This is a genomic window from Flavobacterium sp., assembly GCF_041911335.1.
Classification (GTDB): domain Bacteria; phylum Bacteroidota; class Bacteroidia; order Flavobacteriales; family Flavobacteriaceae; genus Flavobacterium.
On sequence record NZ_JAYRPD010000045.1, the window covers coordinates 19,997 to 42,406 of the forward strand.

Consider the following 22,410-nt stretch of genomic DNA (forward strand, 5'->3'; position numbering starts at 1 on the left):
TTACCAATCTTTTTCATTTGAAACCGGACGTGCTTTCACTTTTTTCTCATTCACTTTGTCCTGAATTTTCTTTTCAGCATTATTAACAGCATCTAAAATATTGTCGATACGTTGTTTGTCGGCACCACTTGGCTTTGGCGATTCATTTTTATCGTCTTTTTTGTCTCCATCGCCTTTGTCGTCTTTTTTGTCTTCGCCTTTGTTTTTATCTTGGTCTTTTTTATTGTTTCCTTTGTCGTTTTTGTTGTTTTCGGGTTGCGGTTTATTTTCATTTCCGCCGCCTTTATTTTTGTCGTTGTTGCCTTTTGGTGGTGGATTTTCTTTTTTCTTCTTTTTTGCTAAAGCATAATTATAACGTGTTTCTTCGTCTAATGGGTTGTTTCGTAAAGCATTTTTATAGGCTTCCGCAGCAGCGTCGTAATTTTTATCTAGCATAAATGTGTTGCCTAAATTATGATAAATATGATGTTTTTCGGTTTTCGATTTTGCCGATTCTAAAGCTTGAATATATTTAATTTGTGCTTCGCCAGGCTGATTTTGACGGTAAATGCTATTTCCTAAATTGTATCCTGCAACTGCTTTTTTTGGCGATTTTTTCGATTCAGTTACCCGATAATCTGCTTCGGCGTTGGTGTAACTTTTTTGTGCAAAAGATTGATTTCCGTTGTACAGATTTTTATCTTTTTCTTGGCTAAAAAGAACGCCACTTATCAATAAAACAACTATGTAAACTATCTTATTCATGTTTTTTTTCGTTAAATAAATTCAACTTTTGCACCCATGCCGTTTTTTTCTCTAATAAGAAAACATCTACTAACAATAATAAAAATCCTAAAGCTAAAAACCATTGATATTGCGATTCAAAATCAGCAATTTGTTGCGATTCAAATTCTGATTTTTCAATTTTATCTAATGACTTTTTAATTTCTTCTACCACATCTTTTGTAGTAGTTCCTACTATATATTTTGATTTTGTATTATCTGCAATTTTCTTTAAAACTTCTGGATATAACTTGGTAATTACCGTTTGTCCTTCTTGGTCTTTTTTATACGAAGCGATAGTTCCTTTATCATCACGTAATGGAATTGGCCCACCTTTTTCGGTTCCTACACCAATAGTTATAATGCGAACTCCTTTTTCTTTTGCCTTTTCAACAGCGTCTTCTACTCCTTCTCCGTGGTCTTCACCGTCAGAAATCAAAACAATTAACTTACTAGTATCTTTAACATCAAAATAATCAACTGCTAATTGAATAGCATCATTAAAAGCAGTTCCTTGCGAAGAAACCATATTGGTATTCATACTTTGCAAGTACATTTTTGCAATGCTGTAATCGGTTGTCATGGGTAAAACTGGATAAGCACTTCCTGCATACCCAACAATTCCCACACGGTCATTTCCTAATTGATTGATGATTTGCGAAACGATTTGCTTGGTTTTTTCCAATCGATTTGGCGCTACGTCTTCGGCTAGCATACTTTTTGAAATGTCGACCGCAAACACAATGTCAATTCCTTGACGTTTTACGGTTTCCATTTTAGTTCCCATTTTTGGGTTTACCAAAGCGATAATAATGCAAGCCAATGCTAACAACAAAACTCCTAATTTCAAAGCTGGTTTAAAGCTTGATCTTTCTGGCGCTAATTGATTAAACAATTCCAAATCGGCAAAAACAGCTTGTCTTTTTCTTTTCCAAAACAAATTGAATAGAAAAAGTGCTACTATTACTGGTAATAGCGCTAATAAGTAAAAATATATTGGACTTTCTAATTCAAACATTGTTTTTCTTTCTAAACGATTCCTCTAAAAACTGAATTTCTCAATAACACCTCAACACCTAACAATACAAATGCAATCAACACGAAAGGTTTGTATTTCTCATCGTAATTGTAGAATTTCTTCTCATCAATTTCGGTGGTTTCTAACTTATTAATTTCGTCGTAAATGGCTTGTAATTTTTTGTTTGATGTCGCTCTGAAATACTTTGCATCGGTTGCTTTCGCAATTTCTTTCATTAAGCTTTCATCAATTTCTACAGGCATTTTTCTAAATACCAATTTACCATTCGCATCTTTCGCAACAGGAAACATCGCTTGACCGTTTGTTCCAATTCCGATGGTATATACTTTTATGCCGTATTCTTTTGCGATTTCAGAAGCGGTTCTAGGATCGATGGTTCCAGAATTGTTCACACCATCTGTCAATAAAATGATGATTCTACTTTTCGCTTTGCTGTCTTTAATTCGGTTAATGGCAGTGGCTAAACCAACCCCAATTCCGGTTCCATCAGCAATAATGGAATCATCATATTCGATGGTTTTTAGCGATTGTAAAATGATGGTTTTATCTGAAGTTACTGGAGTTCTCGTATAACTTTCACCTGCATAAACTACCAATCCGATTCTATCGTTAACTCTGTCTTGCACAAATGTTGAAGCTACTTTTTTCAAAGCTTCTAGACGATTTGGTTTTAAATCATTGGCCAACATACTACTTGAAACGTCGATTGCCATTACAATATCGATACCTTTTGTGGTTTTCGATTTTGAGGTTACGTCAACACTTCTTGGTCTTGCTAATGCTATGATAATTGAACTTAAAGCTAAGATTCGCAATACGTATAAAAACGGTTTTGCTTTGGCTAAGAATGTTCGGTTTTGTTTGAAAGGTTCTAATGAACTCATTTTTACCGTTGCCGAAAGTTGGTTTCGTTTATAAAATAACCAAGCTATTGCTATTGGTAAAACCAAAAACAACCATAAAAATTCCGGATTTAAAAAGGTTACTTTTCCCATTATTTCTTGGCTTTTCTTAGTTCAATTGAATTCTGAATTTTCTCAATAATCTGTTTTGCGTATTCGTCTTCTTCTCTGTACATAAAGAAAAATTCTTGAGCGCCACCCGGTTGCGACAACACCATAATGTCGTACTGCATTTTTATATCTTCTTCGCTATCAGGGTCAAAAGCGGTAAAAGTTCCATAGGCTTTTTTACCTGAAAGTCCTTTTACGTTTTCAAATTCGCCCGTTTTTACGATGATATTTTTAGCTCCAAACTTTTCTAATTCTTTCAAATCGGCTTCCAAAGCTAAATCTAAATCTATCTTCGTGGTATCTTTGTAAGCGGTTGTAATTAAAACAATTGAGAAGTCATCTGTAATATTTCCATAGGCAAAACGACTAGTTGATTTTACGTTTTCTGGAAGATTGTTTTGAATTTTCTCATCTATAGTTCGTTTTAAAACTTTTGGCGATGAAATAATGATAGCAGGTTCTCCATATTCCGAAGTAATCCATTCTTTTTCCAACAATTCTTTGGTAGAATAGCCAAAATAACTGTCTTTCACAAAATCAAATCCTACTGTGTAAGCGAAAATTACAACAGATGCCACCAATAAAAACATCGAAATTCCGATAGACATCACCAAACGTTTGAACTTTTGTTTTTGCATTTCCTTCTTACGAACTTCTTCAGCAAATAAAATTGCCGCTTGATCTTCGGTTCTAGGTAATGCTTTGTCAATTACCAATAAGAATTTATCGATGATTTTTTTATCGGTTTCAATTTCGAATGGTAAAGGTTGCGATTTAGCAAATTTCACCAAATCGGAATTTTCTAACACTTTCTTGAATTTTTCTAAATCTTCACGATTGACAAACATTTTTTTATCAGCAATCGCTTTTTTCAACGCTTCCATCAACTCACTTGAAGTACTTTCCATTGCTGGAATATGGATGGATTCTTCAATGTAAGTTCTTGTGATATCGGTCATTTCAGAATAATATTCTTTTACATCACCACGTTGCACCAACTGTTTTTTATCTAAGTTTTGAAGATACGCAATCGCTTTTTCAATTGGCGAAGCGAAAAATTCTTCTTTTTGCTCTTTGTCTTTTTGTAATCTTTTGATGATGAAGTACGATGCAAATCCAGAAGCGATAATCAACACCAATAAAATCAGTAATTTCCACCATTCGCTCATCGGTTTTTCTTCGGTGGCGATGATGTCTTTAATGTCGTACATTTGTTGTTTGGTCGTATCGACTTTTACATCGTTTACCAAAATCGAAAGCGAATCGGTACGGAATTCCTTCTGATTGATTTTCACTAATAATTTTGGAATTACATAGCGTCCCGAATCAAATTGGGTTAACCCGTACTTTTTGATTAATTCGTATTGGTTGTCGTTTTTTATGGAATCAATTGGGTATGATTCTAATATTTCCAAAGCACCAAAAAACTTTCCATCTGGAAAAACGACTTTATCTTTAGCGTTTACTTTTGCTTTGATGGTTAAATTGAATTGCGATCCAATTTTAATTTGAGTTGAGTCAATAGAAGACGAGATTTGTTGGGCAAAACCCAAAAATCCGAACAATAAAGCAATATATAAGTAAAGTTTCTTTTTCATTTTTCTTAATTACGCGCTTTAAAATAACCCAATAATTTGGTTACATAGCTTTCATCCACTCTCGAACTAATCGTTCCTGCTCCACATTTTGAAAAAATATCTTTGAAATAATTTACATTTTCACGGTAGTATTTTTCGTAATCCATTCGCACTTTTTTTGACGTGGTATCAACTAAAAGCGTTTCGCCTGTTTCCGCATCTAGCATATTTACAATTCCAATGTTTGGAATACTTTCTTCTCTTTGGTCAAACACTCTTATTCCAGTCACATCATGTCGTTTTGAAGCGATTTTTAGCGTGTGCTCATAATCTTTCACCATGAAATCGGAAATTAAAAACACGATGGCTTTCTTTTTCAAAACGCTTGATAAATATTTCAAAGCTTGCGATAAATCGGTTTTTTTGCTTTTTGATTCGAATTCGATTAACTCGCGAATGATTCTTAAAACGTGCGATTTACCTTTTTTAGGCGGAATAAACAATTCGATTTGGTCCGAAAACAAAAGCAAACCAATTTTATCATTATTCTGAGTTGCCGAAAACGCCAATGTCGCCGCGATTTCGGTAATCATATCGCGTTTTAACTGATTTTTTGTACCAAAACTTTCCGAACCCGAAATATCCACCATTAACATCATGGTTAATTCGCGTTCTTCTTCAAATACCTTTACGAAAGGTTCGTTATAGCGAGCGGTTACATTCCAATCGATAGCTCTTACGTCGTCACCGTATTGGTATTGGCGCACTTCTGAAAACGTCATCCCGCGTCCTTTAAAAGACGTATGATATTCACCCGAAAAGATATGATCACTCAATCTTCGAGTTTTGATTTCAATTTTTCGAACTTTCTTTAGAATTTCTTTGGTATCCATTTTAATTAGATAGCAGTCGCAGTTGACTGTCGCAGTATTAAAAAAGTATTATCTGTAAACTGGGACTAACACTGATAACTAGATTAAGGCACTTCGATTTCGTTTACAATTTTGCTAATGATATCAAAAGTTGTAATGTTTTCAGCTTCTGCTTCATACGTAATTCCAATTCTGTGACGTAATACATCATATACAACTGCACGAACGTCTTCTGGAATTACATACCCTCTACGTTTGATGAAAGCGTAACATTTAGCAGCAGTGGCTAAGTTGATACTTCCACGTGGCGAAGCTCCAAAACTGATTAATGGTTTTAGACTTTCTAATTTATATTTTTCTGGATAACGTGTTGCGAAAATTAAGTCTAAGATGTATTTCTCGATTTTTTCGTCCATGTATACTTCACGAACAGCTTCTTGCGCTCTTAAAATTTGCTCTAACGAAACCACTTGGTTAACTTTTTCAAAAGCACCTTTTAAGTTTTGACGAATCACGTGACGCTCTTCCTCCATTTTTGGATAATCGATTACTACTTTCAACATGAAACGGTCAACTTGCGCTTCTGGTAATGGATAGGTTCCTTCTTGGTCAACTGGGTTCTGAGTAGCCATTACTAAGAACGGTTTGTCTAATTTAAACGTTTCATCACCAATAGTAACTTGCTTTTCTTGCATCGCTTCTAACAAAGCTGATTGCACTTTTGCAGGAGCACGGTTAATCTCATCCGCTAGGACGAAGTTGGCGAAAATTGGACCTTTACGAATCGTAAAGTCGTTTTGTTTGATGTTGTAAATCATAGTTCCTACCACATCGGCAGGCAATAAATCGGGTGTAAACTGAATACGGCTAAATGAACCGTGAACAGCTTGCGATAGCGTATTAATGGCTAAGGTTTTTGCTAATCCTGGAACTCCTTCCAATAAAATATGTCCTTGACCTAACAAACCTATTAATAATCGCTCGACCATGTGTTTTTGACCTACGATTACCTTATTCATTTCCATTGTAAGTAAGTCTATAAAAGCACTTTCTCTTTCAATCTTTTCATTAATTGCTCTAATGTCTAAGGTTGATGTATTTTCTTCCATTTTATGATTGTATTTGGCGGTGTGAAATTAACAACATTTTTTAACACTGCAAATTGAATTTTTTTTTGGTTTTAAGTTGTTAACATTGCGTTAAAAGTGAATAAAAAAGGTTGATTTTATGAGTGTTTTATGATTCTATTTTATAATTTTAAGAAAAAATTAAAAACACAACAACTATGTCTGTAGAATTATCACCTATTATTGCCGGAGTTATGAATTGGGGTGTTTGGGATAAAAACCTAAATACCAATGAATTTACTCACTTAATTAATTTATTCATAGAAAACGGAATTACTACTTTTGATCATGCCGATATTTATGGCGGTTATACAACCGAGGCTTCATTTGGAAAAGCGTTTTCTGAAAGTAAGATAGATCGCAAAAAAATTCAATTAATTACCAAATGTGGCATTCAATATGTTTCAGAAAACAGACCTAATAATTCAATTAAACATTACGAATACTCGAAAGATTATATTATTTGGTCTGCCGAAAATTCATTAAAAAATTTACAAACCGATTATTTGGATGTTTTTTTACTTCACCGCCCAAGTCCGTTAATGCAAGCGGATGAAATTGCAGAAGCGGTTTCGAAATTAAAAGCAGATGGAAAAATTCTATCTTTTGGAGTTTCAAATTTTACATCCTCTCAAACCGAATTATTACGTCAAAAAACCGAAATTTCTTTTAACCAAGTACAATTTTCGGCAACCCATCATGAAGCGATGTTAGATGGAAGTTTCGATTATATGCAAATTCACAATATCAAACCTATGGCTTGGAATCCGTTAGGAACTGTTTTTAGAGAAAATACGGATCAAACTTTTAGATTGCGTCAACTTTTGGCTAAGTTGGTAGAGAAATATCACATAGGTTCTGATATTATTTTATTGGCTTGGATTATGCAACATCCTGCTGGAATTTCTCCAGTAGCAGGAACGGTTAATTCAGGAAGAATTCAACAATTGATGAAAGCAAAATCATTAGTTTTAGACAAACAAGATTGGTTTGCTATCTGGACGGAAAGTATGGGAAATAGAGTACCTTAGAATAGTAATCAGTGTTCGGTTAACAGTGTTCAGAATATTCAGGTAAAAAATGATCAACAAGCGGCTTCTTATCAAAAATCTTTTAGCTCATCATGATGAGAACAGTTTTTATGATAAGAAGCGGCAGTTGAATTTACACACCAAAGAAGGAAAAGCTAAGTTTTTAAAGCATATTTGTGCGCTTTCCAATTCTAATCCGAGTAACAATTCTTACATTGTGGTAGGTGTAGAAGACGAAACCAATGAAATTGTGGGTGATGATTTTTTTGATGATAGCCGAATTCAGAATTTGGTGAATGCTTTTTTAGAAAATCCACCTAAAATTCAGTATGAAAATGTGCCTTTTCCGAACCTTCCAAAAGACAAAGTAGTAGGTTTAGTTACGATTAAACCGAAATCTAAAAATTCCTACTTCAAAAAAGGAATTCATACTATTGAAGCGAATACTTATTTCGTACGGAAAGGTAGTAATACATCGCCAACGACGGAGAAAATTCCGTATTCGAAACAAAATGTGGAAACGGTTATTAGTATTGAAAATAGTTCTCGAAACAGCATTGAACATACTTTGGAAAGCGTTTTAGATTTCATCAATAATCGCCATAAGGACTTGCCTTCCAAATACAAAGTTTTCAAAGAATTATTTGTGGTTTGCTGGGCTGGAAATAAGAAAAAAATTCGGGATAAAGTATATTATTCGAGAGTAGATATTGAGTTAGTAAACGAACAAGTAAAGTTGTTTTATTCGGCGTTAGATGAAGTAAGTATTGATTATGATGAAAGTAGTTTTTCGATTACCGAATACATTTCACTTGGATTAAATGATAAAACAAGTTATTATCCTTTTGAAAAAGTAACCTTGACTTTTTTTGACAATGGTTATTACAAAATGAATTCGGAAATGTTATTCGAGCCACCGCAATATAACCGAAAAATGTTGCATCACATTTATAATTTTAATTTGGTTTTATTAGGAAAACTTCAAAAAGGATTGCTATTAAACGATTATGAAAAGCGAGATTTGGAGAACTTACCTCACATTATGATGATTTGCTATTTGAATGGTTTTGATGAAGCAAAGCAAAAATTAATTGATTCAAAACCATACTTAAAATTACTTGAAAACCCTTTAATTTATGTGTCTTTTAAAGAAGTAATGCGGATTTTAAGAAAAATGAAATACGATAAAAAAGAATGAGTAGAAAACTAGTAATTGGAGACATACATGGTGGATTAAAAGCCATTCACCAAGTTTTAGAAAGAGCTAATGTTACCCAAAAAGACATATTAATTTTTTTAGGAGACTATGTTGATGGTTGGAGCGAATCGCCAGCCGTTTTAGATTTTTTGATTGCATTACAAAAAAAACAATCTTGTATTTTTATTCGTGGCAACCACGACGAACTCCTATTAGACTGGTTATTAGGTAATAACGAAAATATTGATGAAAAATTGTGGTTTCAACACGGGGGTGAAGCTACTGTAAAATCATATCAAAACATTAACTCGGTAACCAAAGAAAAGCACATAGATTTCTTAAAATCATTAGAAGATTATTATTTAGATAATGAAAACCGATTGTTTATTCATGCCGGTTTTACTAATATGAAAGGAGTGGAACACGAATATTTTAAACCTCTTTTTTATTGGGACAGAACGCTTTGGGAAACTGCTTTAGCACTTGATCCTAGTCTTTCAAAAGAAGCCATCAGCTATCCTAATCGACTCAATATCTACAAAGAAATTTACATTGGGCATACTCCGGTAACAAAAATAAACGAAACCGTTCCTGTAAATAAAGCTTGTGTGTGGAATGTAGATACCGGAGCCGCCTTCAAAGGTAAATTAACTATTATGGATGTTGATACTAAAGAATTTTGGCAAAGTGATTCATTACCAGAGTTATATCCTAACGAAAAAGGGAGAAATTAATTTATTTGTATATTTGTACTCAATTTTAATTTTAATACGATGAAAAAAATTTTAGCAGTAGTTTGTTTATTAGCCGCAGTTCAAATGTCAAATGCGCAAGTTTTTAAAGGAAAAGGAGATACTAAATTCCAAGTGGGAGCCAACATTCAGGAAAAAGGAACAGGAGTAATTGCTACGTATGATAGAGGAATCGGAACAAATATGTCGTTTGGTTTTACCTCTTTGTACTTATTAGGAATTGAAGAAGTTGCAGGCGAAAAACCAAATTTTGATGATCGTTTTGATTTAAGAGCTCGTTTTAGTGCCAATATTTCAGATGTTTTTGGTATCGAAGAAAAAGTAGATATTTATCCTGGATTAAATATTGGAATTAAAAATTTTGGAGCTCATTTAGGCGCTCGTTATTTTATTACAGATGGTTTCGGGTTGTATTCTGAAATCCAGTTTCCAATAGCACATTACGATAACAACCCAGTTGGATTTGAAAAATATAACAATCAGTTTAACTTGTCTATTGGCGCAAGTTTTAATTTGTAAACCATTATTCGAATTTATTTTAAAGCAACTCCTCAAAAAAGTTGCTTTTTTTTATGCTGTTTTGTTACAATTTATACCTTTGCTTCAAATTATTTATTTACGTAAAATCCATTCAAAATGAGTGTAATAGAAAAAAAACTGAAAGACCGCAGTGGTTCAGTTTGCGAAATTAGTGGTACCGAACATGATTTAGTTGTGTACACGTTACCACCTCACACTGCAGAAAGTTTAGAGCATTCGGTTTTAGTTGCTAAACATTTAAAAGACCAAATTGAAAACCCAGAAACCATGAATAAAAACGATTGGAGAGGGTTATCAGAAAGTATGTGGAATGAGCATTTGCCAGTACAAATTTTATCTTGGCGCATGTTAGCACGTTTGAAAAACAACGATTTGCTTGACATGATGTACTTAGATGAAGAAGCCTTAGAATGGGCAAAAGCAACAGGCGAAGGCGCAGAAGAAGACGAAAACAAAATTGTACATAAAGACAGTAACGGCGTTATTTTACAAGATGGCGACTCGGTGGTGTTAATTAAAGATTTAGATGTAAAAGGTGCTACTTTTACTGCAAAACGTGGAGCTGCCGTACACAATATTAAATTAGTTTGGGACGACGCTAACTTAATTGAAGGTAGAGTGGAAAACCAAAGTATTTATATTTTAACGCAATATGTGAAGAAAACGAAGTAGTTTTTAATGTGCCAATGTGGCAATGTGTCGATGAGACAATGTGCCGATGCGGCAATATGATAATAGAAAACCCTGCAAATTTGATTTGTGGGGTTTTTGGTTTTTGATAGCTTTCTGTTACCATTAAGACAACTTAAGTATTTAATGCTATATCAGTGTTATATCAGTGCTGTAACAGTGCTATATCTATAAAGAAAACACCAACTTGACTACTTAATTATTAAAGTTGACTTTACTTTTTATAGTTACAATTTGTTATTTTTGATTAAAATGAACCACGCGAAGAGATTCGTGCGGGAGCGGGGAAAAGATTTAGTTAATAGTGATGAGGAAATATTTTAAAAAATCATTAAATAATATAAATTTATTAAATTTTAACTGAAATTAATTAATTTGTCCGTAAATTTGTCCGTGAACGTATTCTCGTCCGAAATTATAAGTATGGCAACAATAAATTTTTATCTCGACAAACCAGACAAAAAAGGACAAGCTCCTATTCATCTTAGAATTAACTGCTCTGGAACACAAATAAAACTAGCTACTGGACAGAAAATTGCCCCTGAACTTTTTGACAAACAAAAGCAACGTGCTAAAGGACAGACTTATGACGTAATTGAAATCAACCATTATCTAAACTATCTAAATGACCGAGCAGACGAACTCTTGCATCATTCAAATAAACGGACATACACTCAAGAAGAAATAAAAGACATTCTTAATCAGCACATTGACAGTTACAAAGACAGTCATTCTGTTAACATAGTAAAAGAACAAATTTCACTTTACGGTAAACCATTCACATTTGTTGACCTTTTCGCTGGTGCAGGTGGTTTTAGTGAAGGTTTTCTACAAGCAGAGTATAACAATAAGTTTTTCGATTTTATTGCAGCAAGCGACATCAATGAAAATTGTGAGTTAACACATATTGTAAGATACAACCATCAATTGGGTTTAAATGCCGAATTTCTAAGACAAGACATTACTGAGCCTGATTTTTTAGATAATTTCCTTAAAAAAATTGGTGACAAAACAATAGACGTAGTTTGTGGTGGTCCTCCTTGCCAGAGTTTCAGTTTAGCAGGAAAAAGAAAAAAGTTCGACAAAAAAGATGACCTTTTTTCACATTATCTGGAAGTCATAAAGGTTTTACAACCTAAATACTTCATAATGGAGAATGTAAAAGGCATTCTGACCAAAGAAGATGGCAAAATCAAAGATTTGATAATTCAAGAAATCAACTCAATTGTTGACACTAAAGAAATACCTGTTTTGGTTTCGTTCATCAGAAAAATGAAATCGAACAACAATAGTTTTATTCTTGAATGCATTATCAAACGTGTTGAAATTGAAACACTAAGAGAAGCTGAAATTGAAAATGGAAGAGAGCAATTCATTCAGTTTGTAGATAATCGTTTCAAACAATTAACTCCCAAAATTGCAGACTACAAGACCAGTAAAACCGACCAAAGAATAAATACGATTCGACACGGTTTTAATATTCTGGCACGGACAAAAGAATGGGAAAAATTAAAACGTGACATCATTAAAGAAAAAGACCACTGTAATATCGACAATGATGCTTTTGTTGAACAATTTACATCATTTCTAACTCACATCAGTTCAGAAAATGTTATTGAACAAATTGAATATTCTTTCAATGATTTAAAAGTTCCAAGCACATACAAAAAAGACTGTTCAGACATAATCACAGCACTCAAAATTTACACTTCATCATTTGATGAAACAGTTGACATTTTATTAAATCTTACAGAAAGCAAAGAAAAATCTGCTCTAAAAGAAATTTTGGATAGCATTAGATTATATAAAATTGAAAAGCCATTCGTTGCTAATTCATCTAATTACGGTGTACCTCAAAATAGAGAAAGAGTATTGTTTATAGGTTGCCGTAAAGACCAAAAATTTATTTCTGAAATTCCTGCAACAGTCAAGGAAAATGAAAAGGTTACTGTATTTGAAGCTTTGTATGACCTTGACTTTATTGGCAACAATGAAGAAGCTCATCATTATGAGTTAGTCGATATTTCAAAGCAGTACAACGGAACGGCTGAAAAAATGAAAAGCCTTTTAAGAAAGCGAACAATTGATGGAAAAGAAAATCCGAAGATCGGAAAATCATTTTCAGAATGGTCAAGAGAAGGTAGATTAATCGAAAGGTATCAACCTAAAACCAAACCGTTTTATGTAAAGAACTTTGAAGGTCTTCAAAAAGGGGAAAAATATTTTGACATTCTCAACAACCACAAAACGAGCAATCAAAACAAAGATGTTATCAAACGACTTGAAATAATTTTGAAAAATGGTGATTACAAAAAAGCTCAATGTGATTTAGAAGAATGTGGCTTAACTTCAAATAAAAGGAGTTACAACGTATTAAAGCCAGATTCACAAAGCCCAACCGTAATGACCATTGCAGATGATTACATTCATTACAAAACACCCAGAGCTTTGACAGTTAGAGAAATGGCAAGACTACAATCATTTGATGATTCTTTTGTGTTTCAAGGAAAACGTTCAACCGGTGGCAACAATAGAAAAACTGAAGTTCCACAATATACTTTAGTTGGAAATGCTGTTCCGCCATTAATGGCAAGAGCCATTGCAATGGAAATTTTAAAAAACATCAAATGAGAGTACTTACATCGGAAGAACAGAGTAAAATAAAATTGTTGACCAAAAATCAAGTTTCGTTAACACTTATTGAGCCAACAGAAACAGGTTTGAAAAAATCTATAATGGATGCAACTGGTTCTGTAAGAAGTTTTTTAAAGGAAAACCAAATTCACGACTATGATTTGCAGGGACAAGGTCCTGAAAATAAGGTTCAAATAAATGCTATCATTTACGAAGATTTCAAAGTAACCAATTCAACAGCCTCACTTTACAGACCACAAACAAAAAAAGGAGACCCAAGAATTTGGTTTTCTGGACTTACTAAAATTGCAAATCTGAATGACATTGTTGCAATAATTTATTTTGCTGACTCATTTCACATTTTCAATCTCACGCAACTAAATGTTGAAGCGTTATTAAATTCAACCATTTTAAATCCTCTAAAAGAGTTGATTTCAGAGATTAGTGGGAAAGCAACCGAAATAGCTTTTGAACTTTTGGCAATGCTTCGTAAAGTTGCAAGTTCAGGCCCTATTAAGTCAATGGTTGCAGCAGATACATCCGTTGGACGAACACTTGAAACTGCGTTGGGAATTGACATTAATTCTTCAAAACAGCCAGACTATAAAGGAATCGAACTTAAATCTTTCAGAAGTAGTAGAACAAATAGAAAGAATTTATTTGCTCAGGTTCCAGACTGGACTTTGAGCAAATTCAAAAGCTCAGCAGAAATTTTGGATGCATTTGGCTACAAACGTGGTGACGACTTCAAATTGTATTGCACAGTTTCAGCCATAACAAGAAACTCTCAAGGTCTTGCTTTAAAATTGGATTCTGATATTAAACAGTTAATTGAGAACTCCGATAAAACAGAAATTGGCGACTTTGTTGTTTGGCCATTAAATACACTTCATAACAGACTACTTGAAAAACACAAGGAAACTTTCTGGGTTGAAGCTACAAGTACATACATTGACGGAATTGAGCATTTTCAATATTCAATGGTAGAACACACGAAAAAGCCAATTACATCTCAGTTTGACATACTTATTGATCAAGGAATAATAACTTTAGACCATTTAATAAAACGTAATACAAACGGAAAAGTAGTAGAGAAAGGTCCCATTTTCAAAATTAAACCAAGCGGACTTGACATACTATTTCCTCCTAGTGAAAAATATAATTTGATAAAATATTAATTACTTATAGAATCATTTAAAGCTAAATCAACCCCGTAAGTGCAGAATTGCATTCAGTGCCATCAAAATAAAACAAAACCCTGCAATATGATTGCAGGGTTTTTCTATATCCAAAAAGTAACTAATCACTAATTACTTTTCACTAATCACTTATTTTACAAATCAAACTTAATTCCTTGCGCTAATGGTAATGCTGTTCCGTAGTTGATAGTATTCGTTTGTCTTCTCATGTACGCTTTCCATGCGTCAGAACCTGATTCACGGCCACCACCGGTTTCTTTTTCACCACCAAAAGCACCACCAATTTCAGCACCCGAAGTTCCAATGTTTACATTAGCAATACCACAATCAGAACCCGCAGCCGAAAGGAATAATTCCATTTCTCTCATGTTGTTGGTAAAGATAGAAGAAGATAATCCTTGAGGAACTGCATTTTGCATTGCAATAGCTTCCTCAATTGTGCTGTATTTCATTACATATAATACTGGAGCAAAAGTTTCGTGTTGTACGATTTCGAACTCGTTTTTCGCTTCAATAATACATGGTTTTACATAACAACCACTTTCGTATCCTTTTCCTTCTAAAACACCACCTTCTACAATTACTCTTCCGCCTTCAGCTTTTGCTTTTTCGATAGCGTTTAAGTAATCTTGCACCGCACCTTTATCGATAAGTGGACCCACGTGATTGTTAGCATCTAATGGATTTCCGATTTTTAACTGCGCATACGCTTTTGCTAAAACGTCTAATGTTTTATCGTAAACACTTTCGTGAACAATTAATCTACGAGTTGAAGTACAACGTTGCCCAGCTGTTCCTACCGCTCCAAATACGGCTCCTACCAATACCATAGATAAATCGGCTTCTTTAGAAACGATAATCGCGTTGTTTCCGCCTAATTCTAAGATGGTTTTTCCGAAACGTGACGCAACCACTTGCGATACGTGACGACCAATTCTGGTAGAACCTGTAAACGATACCAATGGAATACGTTTGTCGTTATTGATTAAATCACCAGACTCGTTACCCACTACTAAACAGCTGATTCCTTCTGGTAAATTGTTTCTTTCTAATACCGTTTGAATGATGTTTTGACACGCTACACCACATAAAGGTGTTTTTGAACTTGGTTTCCAAATACAAACGTCACCACAAATCCAAGCTAACATCGTGTTCCAAGACCAAACCGCTACTGGGAAGTTGAAAGCCGAAATGATTCCAACCACTCCAAACGGATGCCATTGCTCATACATTCTGTGCATAGGACGCTCTGAATGCATCGTTAATCCGTGTAATTGACGTGATAACCCTACTGCGAAATCACAGATGTCAATCATTTCCTGAACTTCTCCAAGACCTTCTTGATATGATTTACCCATTTCAAAAGACACTAATTTTCCTAATGCTTCTTTATGTTTACGCAACTCTTCTCCCATTTGACGTACGATTTCCCCTCTTTTTGGAGCCGGAACCAAACGCCATGTTTTGAACGCTTCTTCTGCAGCACTCATAGCTGTTTCGTAATCTTCTTTTGTTGAAGATTTTACTTTTCCAATTAACTCACCAGTAGCTGGAGAATATGATTCGATGATTTTTCCGTTAGAAAACCACTTTGTTCCAGTAGAAGTTCCTTCGTTAATTTCTTTAATGCCTAATTGTTGCAAAGCTTCTTGCATACCAAATTGAATTGCTGCTTCAGATATCATTTTATAACTTTTTATTCGGTTTTTGTTAAATTTTTTTCAAAGATAGAAAATATATTTTTAAACACAAGAGTTCAATCTTGGTGTTATATTTTGCCACGGATTTCACAGATTTTCACAGATTTTTTTGCGAAACTTTGTGAAAACCTTTGTGAAACTTTGTGTTACTTTTTTGTAAACTTAGAATTCGTTTCCATTACAGTTCCACATTTTTTACATGTTCTTTTTTCTTCCGAATTGTAGAACGTACTGAAATGAGGCAAAAAGTCTTTTTCAATGTCGTGTAATTCGAAATAGACTTCGTGTAATTTGTGATTGCAATTGTCGCAAAACCACAGCAAACCATCGTTAAATCCTTTTCCCGCGCGCTTTCTTTCGATTACCAAACCTACTGAACCTTCTGTCCTTGCTGGCGAATGCGGTACTTTGGCAGGATGCAAATACATGTCACCTGGCCCTAATTTCATGGCTTTCTTTTCACCATCTTCCTGAATAAAGACGGTAATTTCGCCTTCTAATTGATAAAATAGTTCTTCGGTTTCATTGTAATGATAGTCCTTTCGGGCATTGGGTCCACCCACAATCATTACAATGTAATCTTCTGAATCTATGTATAAATTCTTATTACTTACAGGTGGTTTTAACAAGGCTTTATTATCTTCAATCCACTTTTGCAAATTAAACGGTTTTCTTATTGCCATCTTTTTTGAATTTAAAAACGTAAAGTTACTAAAAAGAAAAAAGGTTAGCCGCATTTTATTGCAAACTAACCTTATTAAATTATTAAGACTGAAATTACTTCACTTCTTTCACTAGATAAATATAAACCGGGAAGTGATCTGAAAATCCTGGAACTCCATTTTGATTTCTCAGTGGATATCCTTTGTATTGTCCTGTTTTTTGAATTAAGAAAGGCTTGTTATAAATACCTGCTTTCCAATATTTGAATGAACCATAATCGTTATTATCAGCTGGAATTAATTGCTGACTTACCATGATTTGGTCGAAAATATCACCTGAATCTCTATAAAACAATGAAGCATGTCCGTCTTTTGCCATTTGCTCAAACGGGTTATAAACATCTCTTGGTTCTTTTAATTCTGATTTTTTTAGTTTAGCACCAATACCTTGTTTTACACTTTTATTGTACGCTCCGTCATTTAAATCTCCCATAGTAATAAACTTAGCTTTTGGATTGATTTTGATGATAGAATCCATAATTTTTCTATTCAATCTTCCAGCAGCTTCTCTGTATGGGCTACTTTTTTTCTCTCCACCAGAACGTGATGGCCAGTGGTTAACAATTACGTTAATTTCTTCACCATCTAATAAACCTGTTACTAAAAGTTGGTCACGAGTATAAATACGTTTTGTTTTTTTATCGTAGTTTACATTTTCCTCAACCTCTTTTTCTTCTTCTTTGGTTCTTTTTTTATCAGATTCCGTTTCGGTTTCGTAAACATATAATGGAATATTTATATAACTTGTAGGTTGAAAATATTTTTCCTGATATAAAAATCCAACATCAATTCCACGTTTGTCTGGAGAATCAAAATGGACTACTTTATATCCTTTATTAATTAAAGTAGGATGCTTAACTAAGTCTTCTAGCACTCTTCTGTTTTCAATTTCACAAGCGCCAATAATTACTGGAGAATTTTTTTGACTTTCGCTTGTACCTAATTCGATAAGAACACGACTTAAGTTATCTAATTTCTTTTGATAATTCTTTTTTGTCCAACCATTTACAGGAGTATACTCTTCATCATAAGTATCTGGATCATTAATTGTATCAAATAAATTCTCAAAATTGTAAAATGCTACGGTATGCACTTTAAATTTTTTATCCTGTGAAACAGCGCTATTTACAGACAAAATCACAGCAAAAACAGCCAAAAGGTGTTTAATTTTCATAAATCAAATGTTATATTAATATCAAGTTTATTACAAATTGGGTGCCAAAGGTAAATAATATTATTAAAAGTTATACATTTGTAGGCTGTTAAGTTTGTAACTACTTAACATTAAATTAGTATTAATTTTAATATTCTTTATGAAAAAACTTGTATTGAGCACGTTATTAGTGCTGCAAGCTGTTTTTGTTTTTGCACAGCAAAATCCAGCCTTAAAAGGTAAGGTTATCGATGCTAAAAGTCAAAAACCATTACAAAATGTTGTTGCAACCATTCAAAGTACGAACCAATCTGCTTTGACTGATTTTGATGGAAATTTTGTATTTCAATCACTTCCTGCTGGAGAACAAGTATTAGTAGTTAAATCTACAGGATACAATCAACAGACATTCGTGTTAGAACCAAACAATGGGGAACCATTAGATTTAGGTGTAGTTGTATTAGAAGAAGATATTACTTCTGAGCAACAATTAAGTTTAGTAACCATTACAGAGAACGACTTAGGTGACGATAACAGTGGATCAGAAAGTACTTCTGGGCTTTTACAAGCAACTAGAGACACGTATCAACAAGCTGCAGCATTTAACTGGGGTTTAGCACGTTTTAGAATTAGAGGTCTAGATAATGAATATGGAGTTACCATGATTAATGGTTTGTCTATGAATAAGTTATATGATGGAAGACCACAATGGAGTAACTGGGGTGGTTTAAATGATGCAACAAGAAATCAAGAATTTACAATGGGTTCTGCTCCATCTGATTACACATTTGGTAGTGCTTTAGGAACTCAAGAAATTAATACAAGAGCTTCTTTTTACCGTCCTGGAACAAGAATTTCTATGTCGGGTACTAACACCAACTATAGCTGGAGAATGATGGGCACCCAAGCTTCAGGTTTGAACAAAGACGGATGGGCTTATGTTATTTCTGCATCAAGAAGATGGGCTGAAGAAGGTTATTTTGAAGGAACTGATTATGCAGCAAATTCATTATTTGCAAGTATTGAGAAAAAATTTAACGACAAACACAGTTTAAATTTAACATCAATATATGCACAAAACAGTAGAGGGAAAAATTCACCAAATACTCAAGAAGTAACTAATTTAATGGGCTTTAAATATAATTCTTATTGGGGTTGGCAAAATGGAAAAAAACGCAATTCTAGAGATAAAGATGTTGAAGAACCAATTGTAATGTTATCTCATTTTTGGAAAATATCTGAGAACACAACTTTAAATACAAATATTGCTTATCAAACAGGTTCTATTGGAAACACAAGAATTGATTTTCAAAATGTTCCAAACCCGGACCCTACTTATTACAGAAATTTACCAAGTTATTATACTTCGCTATTTGAAAATGACCAAGCTATTGTAAACGCAAATAATCCTAACGCTTACTTACCTGGTGGATTAGGTGGATTACACACACCTGATTACATTGGCGCTGCAAATGCTCCTTTTTTCTTAAATCAGCAAATCGATTGGGATAATATGTATAGAGCAAACACTAGTGCTATTTTAGATGAAAATGGAATTGAAATCGGCAGAAAAGCAGAAAGAAGTAAATATGTTCTTTATGAAGACAGAACAGATGACAAACAATTTAGTGCAAATTCAATCTTAAACTCAGTTCTTTCGGAAAATATTGTTTTGAACGCTGCAGTAAATTTCAGACAATTAAAATCGCATAATTTCCAAAATGTTTTAGATTTATTAGGCGGTGCCTATTTTTCAGATTATGATAATTTTTATACAGGAGATGCATCTCAATCTGATTTAAATAATCCAAATAGAAATGTAGTTGTTGGAGATAAATATGGATATAATTATATTCTAAATGCTAATGTTATTGATGCATTTACACAATTTAAATTTAGTTATTCAACAATTGATTTTTATCTGGCGCAGTCTTTTTCAAGTTCAACATATCAAAGAGAAGGAGTTTATAGAAATGGATTATATTTAAATAATTCTTATGGGAAAAGTAGTAGAGAAAATTTTGAAAATTTTGGTTTTAAAGGTGGTTTAACTTTAAAATTAAATGGAAGAAATTATGTTGATTTCAACGGATTATATATGTCAAAAGCACCATCATTAAGAAATACTTTTCCGAATGCAAGGTTAAATAACAATGTAACTATTGATTTAAAAAACGAAACAATTGCTAGTCTCGACGCAAGTTATATTTTAAAAACACCAAAGTTAAAAGGAAAAATCACAGGTTTTTATTCACAAATTAAAGATGCCACAGAAGTGAGTTTCTTTTTTGCAGAAGGGACATTTGATGACCTTGGGGGTGGTTTAGACACTGATGCTTTTGTAAATGAAATGGTTACTGGAATTGACAAACAAAACATAGGTGTTGAATTAGGTTTAGAATACAATATAACTTCAACTATAAAAGCATCATTTGCTGGATCATTATCTCAATATATTTATAGCAATAATCCTAATGTTTCACTAGCAAATGATGGTGCTGCAACTCCAACAAATCAATATCCAGTTGTAGATTTTGGAAAAGCATATTTAAAAAACTACAAATTACCTGGTTCACCACAGCAAGCTGCTTCTATTGGACTTGAATATCGTGATCCTCATTTTTGGTGGATTGGTGCAAACTATAACTTTATTGGAGGTTCGTATTTAGATGTAGCTCCATTATTAAGGACAGATAATTTTGTTAAAAACCCACAAGATGTTAGCGGGTTTAACTTTCCTGAAGCTACAGAATCTAGAACAAGAGAATTATTAAAACAAGAAAAATTTGAAGATTTTTATTTGTTAAATTTAACAGGCGGAAAATCTTGGAAAATAAGCAAGAAAAATCGCAATATATTTGGCTTTTTTGCAAGTATAAATAACGTGTTAGATGTTACCTATAAAACAGGTGGTTTTGAACAAGCACGAAATGCAAATTACCGAGAGTTAAATCAAGATGTTTCAAGTGGAACACCTGCTTTTGCTCCAAAATATTTTTATGGTTATGGTAGAACCTATTTTGTTAACTTTTATATTAATTTCTAAAAAATAAAACTATGAAAAATCTAATATTAAAATCTTTATTTTATACTTTTTTAGCAACTTCATTTGTTAGTTGTGTTAATGATGATGATTATAATGTTCCTGCACTTGGCTGTACAGAAACAACTTTAGTAAAAACAAAAGAAGTATCACAAATTCCTGCTTCGGCAACAATTGCTCAATACACTGATGATGAAGTGATTGAAGCATATGTTACGACAAGTGATGAAGAAGGTAACTTTTTTAAATCGATTTCTTTTCAAACATTAGATGGCTCTAGAGCATTTAGTGTTCCTGTAGATGTTACTTCTACTTTTATTAATTTTGAGCCAGGAAGAAAAGTAATGATAAAAATGCAAAATCTTTATACTGATATTAAAGATGGCGGAATGAGAATTGGTGATATTTATTTAGACCCTTCAGATGGAAGTGTTGAAGTAGGAAGAATGTCAAACGCACTTTACCTTTCTGCTTTAGAAAGATCATGTACTGTGGTTAACGAAGACGATTTAGTTATCGAAACTACTTTATCTGAACTTCAAAATGATGCATTTTTAAATAAATTGGTAGAAATTGATAATGTTCAATTTAGTGATGCAGCAATTACAACCACCTACTATGATGAGACAAATGATTTAGGTGGAGCTACAAATCATTTATTAGAAGATGCTAGTGGGAATACAATGATATTTAGAACTAGCAGCTATGCTAAATTTGCTGGAAAACCTGTTGCAACCGGAAATGGAAAAGTTAGAGGTGTATTAACAAAATACGGTGACGATTATCAATTTTCTGCAAGATATGAAAGAGATATAATATTAGAAGGTTCTAGAACTCAATCCATTTATACTGAAGATTTTCAAACTTCAACAAATAATACAAATCTAAACACAGCAGGTTGGACAAATTTTGCAGAAGCAGGAACTTGGTTGTGGAGAGAAAAAATATTTAGTGGGAATGGATATGCAGAATTTAGCGCTTTTGGTGGTCAGGCACTTAATAAAGCTTGGTTAATTTCCCCTGCTTTAGACTTCACAGGATATACTAATAAAAGTGTTCAATTTAAAATTGCACAACATCATTTAGATGTAGACTCTCCAAACAATGGTTTAGAAGTTTTAGTTTCAACCAATTTTGATGGTACAAATGTCTTGGCTGCTACTTGGGTTGCTGTTCCTGCAAATATTCCTACAACTTCAACAGCTTGGTATGCATTTTTAGGTTCTAATGTTGATTTATCTTCTTATTCAGGAACTATTCACGTAGCATTCAAATTTACAGGTTCTGGAACTAACACAACTTTAGACGGGGCTTTTCAAGTAGATGATTTTAAAGCATTTGGACAATAAATAAAGCAT

General features: G+C 33.4%; 18 protein-coding genes. 9 read left to right on the forward strand and 9 right to left on the reverse strand.

Features of this window, described 5'->3' with window-relative positions; genetic code table 11:
- The 6 genes from ACE3PD_RS07065 to ACE3PD_RS07090 all read right to left on the reverse strand — a co-directional run bounded on the left by ACE3PD_RS07065 (position 1) and on the right by ACE3PD_RS07090 (position 6,372).
- Positions 1 to 744: a tetratricopeptide repeat protein gene (locus ACE3PD_RS07065; RefSeq protein ID WP_374400930.1), complete on the reverse strand. Its 744-nt coding sequence runs from the start codon at positions 742 to 744 to the stop codon at positions 1 to 3.
- Positions 737 to 1,780 (reverse strand): VWA domain-containing protein, encoded by a 1,044-nt coding sequence (locus ACE3PD_RS07070; protein ID WP_374400932.1) that lies wholly within the window; start codon positions 1,778 to 1,780, stop codon positions 737 to 739. Before ACE3PD_RS07070 ends, ACE3PD_RS07065 begins: the two co-directional genes overlap by 8 nt.
- A gap of 11 nt (positions 1,781 to 1,791) precedes the next feature.
- On the reverse strand, positions 1,792 to 2,796 hold the full coding sequence (locus tag ACE3PD_RS07075; protein WP_374400934.1) for a VWA domain-containing protein: 1,005 nt from the start codon (positions 2,794 to 2,796) through the stop codon (positions 1,792 to 1,794).
- On the reverse strand, positions 2,796 to 4,412 hold the full coding sequence (locus tag ACE3PD_RS07080; protein ID WP_374400936.1) for a BatD family protein: 1,617 nt from the start codon (positions 4,410 to 4,412) through the stop codon (positions 2,796 to 2,798). Before ACE3PD_RS07080 ends, ACE3PD_RS07075 begins: the two co-directional genes overlap by 1 nt.
- A gap of 5 nt (positions 4,413 to 4,417) precedes the next feature.
- The gene (locus tag ACE3PD_RS07085; RefSeq protein ID WP_374400938.1) at positions 4,418 to 5,284 is read right to left on the reverse strand and encodes a DUF58 domain-containing protein; all 867 of its coding nucleotides are present in this window, start codon (positions 5,282 to 5,284) and stop codon (positions 4,418 to 4,420) included.
- An 83-nt stretch (positions 5,285 to 5,367) separates the two neighbouring features.
- A complete protein-coding gene (locus ACE3PD_RS07090; protein WP_374400940.1) occupies positions 5,368 to 6,372 on the reverse strand; it encodes an AAA family ATPase in 1,005 nt (334 codons plus the stop codon).
- Between the two features lie 176 nt (positions 6,373 to 6,548).
- Between ACE3PD_RS07090 and ACE3PD_RS07095 the strand changes: the two genes are divergently transcribed.
- From ACE3PD_RS07095 to ACE3PD_RS07125, 7 genes are all read left to right on the forward strand, one after another.
- Positions 6,549 to 7,421 carry an aldo/keto reductase family oxidoreductase gene (locus ACE3PD_RS07095; protein ID WP_374400942.1) on the forward strand — a complete coding sequence of 291 codons (873 nt, stop codon included), beginning with the start codon at positions 6,549 to 6,551 and terminating at the stop codon, positions 7,419 to 7,421.
- A gap of 49 nt (positions 7,422 to 7,470) precedes the next feature.
- Positions 7,471 to 8,619 (forward strand): ATP-binding protein, encoded by a 1,149-nt coding sequence (locus tag ACE3PD_RS07100; RefSeq protein WP_374400944.1) that lies wholly within the window; start codon positions 7,471 to 7,473, stop codon positions 8,617 to 8,619.
- Positions 8,616 to 9,353: a metallophosphoesterase gene (locus tag ACE3PD_RS07105; protein WP_374400946.1), complete on the forward strand. Its 738-nt coding sequence runs from the start codon at positions 8,616 to 8,618 to the stop codon at positions 9,351 to 9,353. The genes ACE3PD_RS07100 and ACE3PD_RS07105 overlap by 4 nt, the downstream gene beginning before the upstream one ends.
- A gap of 39 nt (positions 9,354 to 9,392) precedes the next feature.
- Positions 9,393 to 9,890, forward strand: a complete 498-nt coding sequence (locus ACE3PD_RS07110; RefSeq protein WP_374400948.1) for a DUF6646 family protein — start codon at positions 9,393 to 9,395, stop codon at positions 9,888 to 9,890.
- Positions 9,891 to 10,007: 117 nt separating this feature from the next.
- Positions 10,008 to 10,583, forward strand: coding sequence for a PhnA domain-containing protein (locus ACE3PD_RS07115; protein WP_374400950.1), 576 nt, complete (start codon positions 10,008 to 10,010; stop codon positions 10,581 to 10,583).
- A 441-nt stretch (positions 10,584 to 11,024) separates the two neighbouring features.
- A complete protein-coding gene (locus ACE3PD_RS07120; RefSeq protein ID WP_374400952.1) occupies positions 11,025 to 13,232 on the forward strand; it encodes a DNA cytosine methyltransferase in 2,208 nt (735 codons plus the stop codon).
- Positions 13,229 to 14,413, forward strand: a complete 1,185-nt coding sequence (locus ACE3PD_RS07125; RefSeq protein ID WP_374400954.1) for an MvaI/BcnI family restriction endonuclease — start codon at positions 13,229 to 13,231, stop codon at positions 14,411 to 14,413. The genes ACE3PD_RS07120 and ACE3PD_RS07125 overlap by 4 nt, the downstream gene beginning before the upstream one ends.
- 155 nt (positions 14,414 to 14,568) lie before the next feature.
- Here the strand turns inward: ACE3PD_RS07125 and ACE3PD_RS07130 are convergent, their stop codons facing one another.
- The 3 genes from ACE3PD_RS07130 to ACE3PD_RS07140 form a co-directional block, all read right to left on the reverse strand.
- The gene (locus ACE3PD_RS07130) at positions 14,569 to 16,119 is read right to left on the reverse strand and encodes an aldehyde dehydrogenase family protein (protein ID WP_374400956.1); all 1,551 of its coding nucleotides are present in this window, start codon (positions 16,117 to 16,119) and stop codon (positions 14,569 to 14,571) included.
- A gap of 161 nt (positions 16,120 to 16,280) precedes the next feature.
- Positions 16,281 to 16,817 carry a 3-hydroxyanthranilate 3,4-dioxygenase gene (locus ACE3PD_RS07135; protein ID WP_374400958.1) on the reverse strand — a complete coding sequence of 179 codons (537 nt, stop codon included), beginning with the start codon at positions 16,815 to 16,817 and terminating at the stop codon, positions 16,281 to 16,283.
- Positions 16,818 to 16,911: 94 nt separating this feature from the next.
- Positions 16,912 to 18,030: an endonuclease/exonuclease/phosphatase family protein gene (locus tag ACE3PD_RS07140; protein ID WP_374400960.1), complete on the reverse strand. Its 1,119-nt coding sequence runs from the start codon at positions 18,028 to 18,030 to the stop codon at positions 16,912 to 16,914.
- 139 nt (positions 18,031 to 18,169) lie between these two features.
- On the opposite strand from ACE3PD_RS07140, the gene ACE3PD_RS07145 reads away from it, so the two are divergent.
- Together ACE3PD_RS07145 and ACE3PD_RS07150 are read left to right on the forward strand one after the other, a co-directional pair.
- Positions 18,170 to 21,055: a carboxypeptidase-like regulatory domain-containing protein gene (locus tag ACE3PD_RS07145; RefSeq protein ID WP_374400962.1), complete on the forward strand. Its 2,886-nt coding sequence runs from the start codon at positions 18,170 to 18,172 to the stop codon at positions 21,053 to 21,055.
- Between the two features lie 11 nt (positions 21,056 to 21,066).
- Positions 21,067 to 22,401 (forward strand): DUF5689 domain-containing protein, encoded by a 1,335-nt coding sequence (locus ACE3PD_RS07150; protein WP_374400964.1) that lies wholly within the window; start codon positions 21,067 to 21,069, stop codon positions 22,399 to 22,401.
- The last annotated feature ends 9 nt before the right edge of the window (positions 22,402 to 22,410 follow it).

Excerpts from the sequence above, each read along its gene's own strand:
- ACE3PD_RS07065 (WP_374400930.1), bottom strand. The coding sequence starts at position 744 with ATGAATAAGATAGTTTACATAGTTGTTTTATTGATAAGTGGCGTTCTT.
- ACE3PD_RS07070 (WP_374400932.1), bottom strand. The coding sequence starts at position 1,780 with ATGTTTGAATTAGAAAGTCCAATATATTTTTACTTATTAGCGCTATTA.
- ACE3PD_RS07075 (WP_374400934.1), bottom strand. The coding sequence starts at position 2,796 with ATGGGAAAAGTAACCTTTTTAAATCCGGAATTTTTATGGTTGTTTTTG.
- ACE3PD_RS07080 (WP_374400936.1), bottom strand. The coding sequence starts at position 4,412 with ATGAAAAAGAAACTTTACTTATATATTGCTTTATTGTTCGGATTTTTG.
- ACE3PD_RS07085 (WP_374400938.1), bottom strand. The coding sequence starts at position 5,284 with ATGGATACCAAAGAAATTCTAAAGAAAGTTCGAAAAATTGAAATCAAA.
- ACE3PD_RS07090 (WP_374400940.1), bottom strand. The coding sequence starts at position 6,372 with ATGGAAGAAAATACATCAACCTTAGACATTAGAGCAATTAATGAAAAG.
- ACE3PD_RS07095 (WP_374400942.1), top strand. The coding sequence starts at position 6,549 with ATGTCTGTAGAATTATCACCTATTATTGCCGGAGTTATGAATTGGGGT.
- ACE3PD_RS07100 (WP_374400944.1), top strand. The coding sequence starts at position 7,471 with ATGATCAACAAGCGGCTTCTTATCAAAAATCTTTTAGCTCATCATGAT.
- ACE3PD_RS07105 (WP_374400946.1), top strand. The coding sequence starts at position 8,616 with ATGAGTAGAAAACTAGTAATTGGAGACATACATGGTGGATTAAAAGCC.
- ACE3PD_RS07110 (WP_374400948.1), top strand. The coding sequence starts at position 9,393 with ATGAAAAAAATTTTAGCAGTAGTTTGTTTATTAGCCGCAGTTCAAATG.
- ACE3PD_RS07115 (WP_374400950.1), top strand. The coding sequence starts at position 10,008 with ATGAGTGTAATAGAAAAAAAACTGAAAGACCGCAGTGGTTCAGTTTGC.
- ACE3PD_RS07120 (WP_374400952.1), top strand. The coding sequence starts at position 11,025 with ATGGCAACAATAAATTTTTATCTCGACAAACCAGACAAAAAAGGACAA.
- ACE3PD_RS07125 (WP_374400954.1), top strand. The coding sequence starts at position 13,229 with ATGAGAGTACTTACATCGGAAGAACAGAGTAAAATAAAATTGTTGACC.
- ACE3PD_RS07130 (WP_374400956.1), bottom strand. The coding sequence starts at position 16,119 with ATGATATCTGAAGCAGCAATTCAATTTGGTATGCAAGAAGCTTTGCAA.
- ACE3PD_RS07135 (WP_374400958.1), bottom strand. The coding sequence starts at position 16,817 with ATGGCAATAAGAAAACCGTTTAATTTGCAAAAGTGGATTGAAGATAAT.
- ACE3PD_RS07140 (WP_374400960.1), bottom strand. The coding sequence starts at position 18,030 with ATGAAAATTAAACACCTTTTGGCTGTTTTTGCTGTGATTTTGTCTGTA.
- ACE3PD_RS07145 (WP_374400962.1), top strand. The coding sequence starts at position 18,170 with ATGAAAAAACTTGTATTGAGCACGTTATTAGTGCTGCAAGCTGTTTTT.
- ACE3PD_RS07150 (WP_374400964.1), top strand. The coding sequence starts at position 21,067 with ATGAAAAATCTAATATTAAAATCTTTATTTTATACTTTTTTAGCAACT.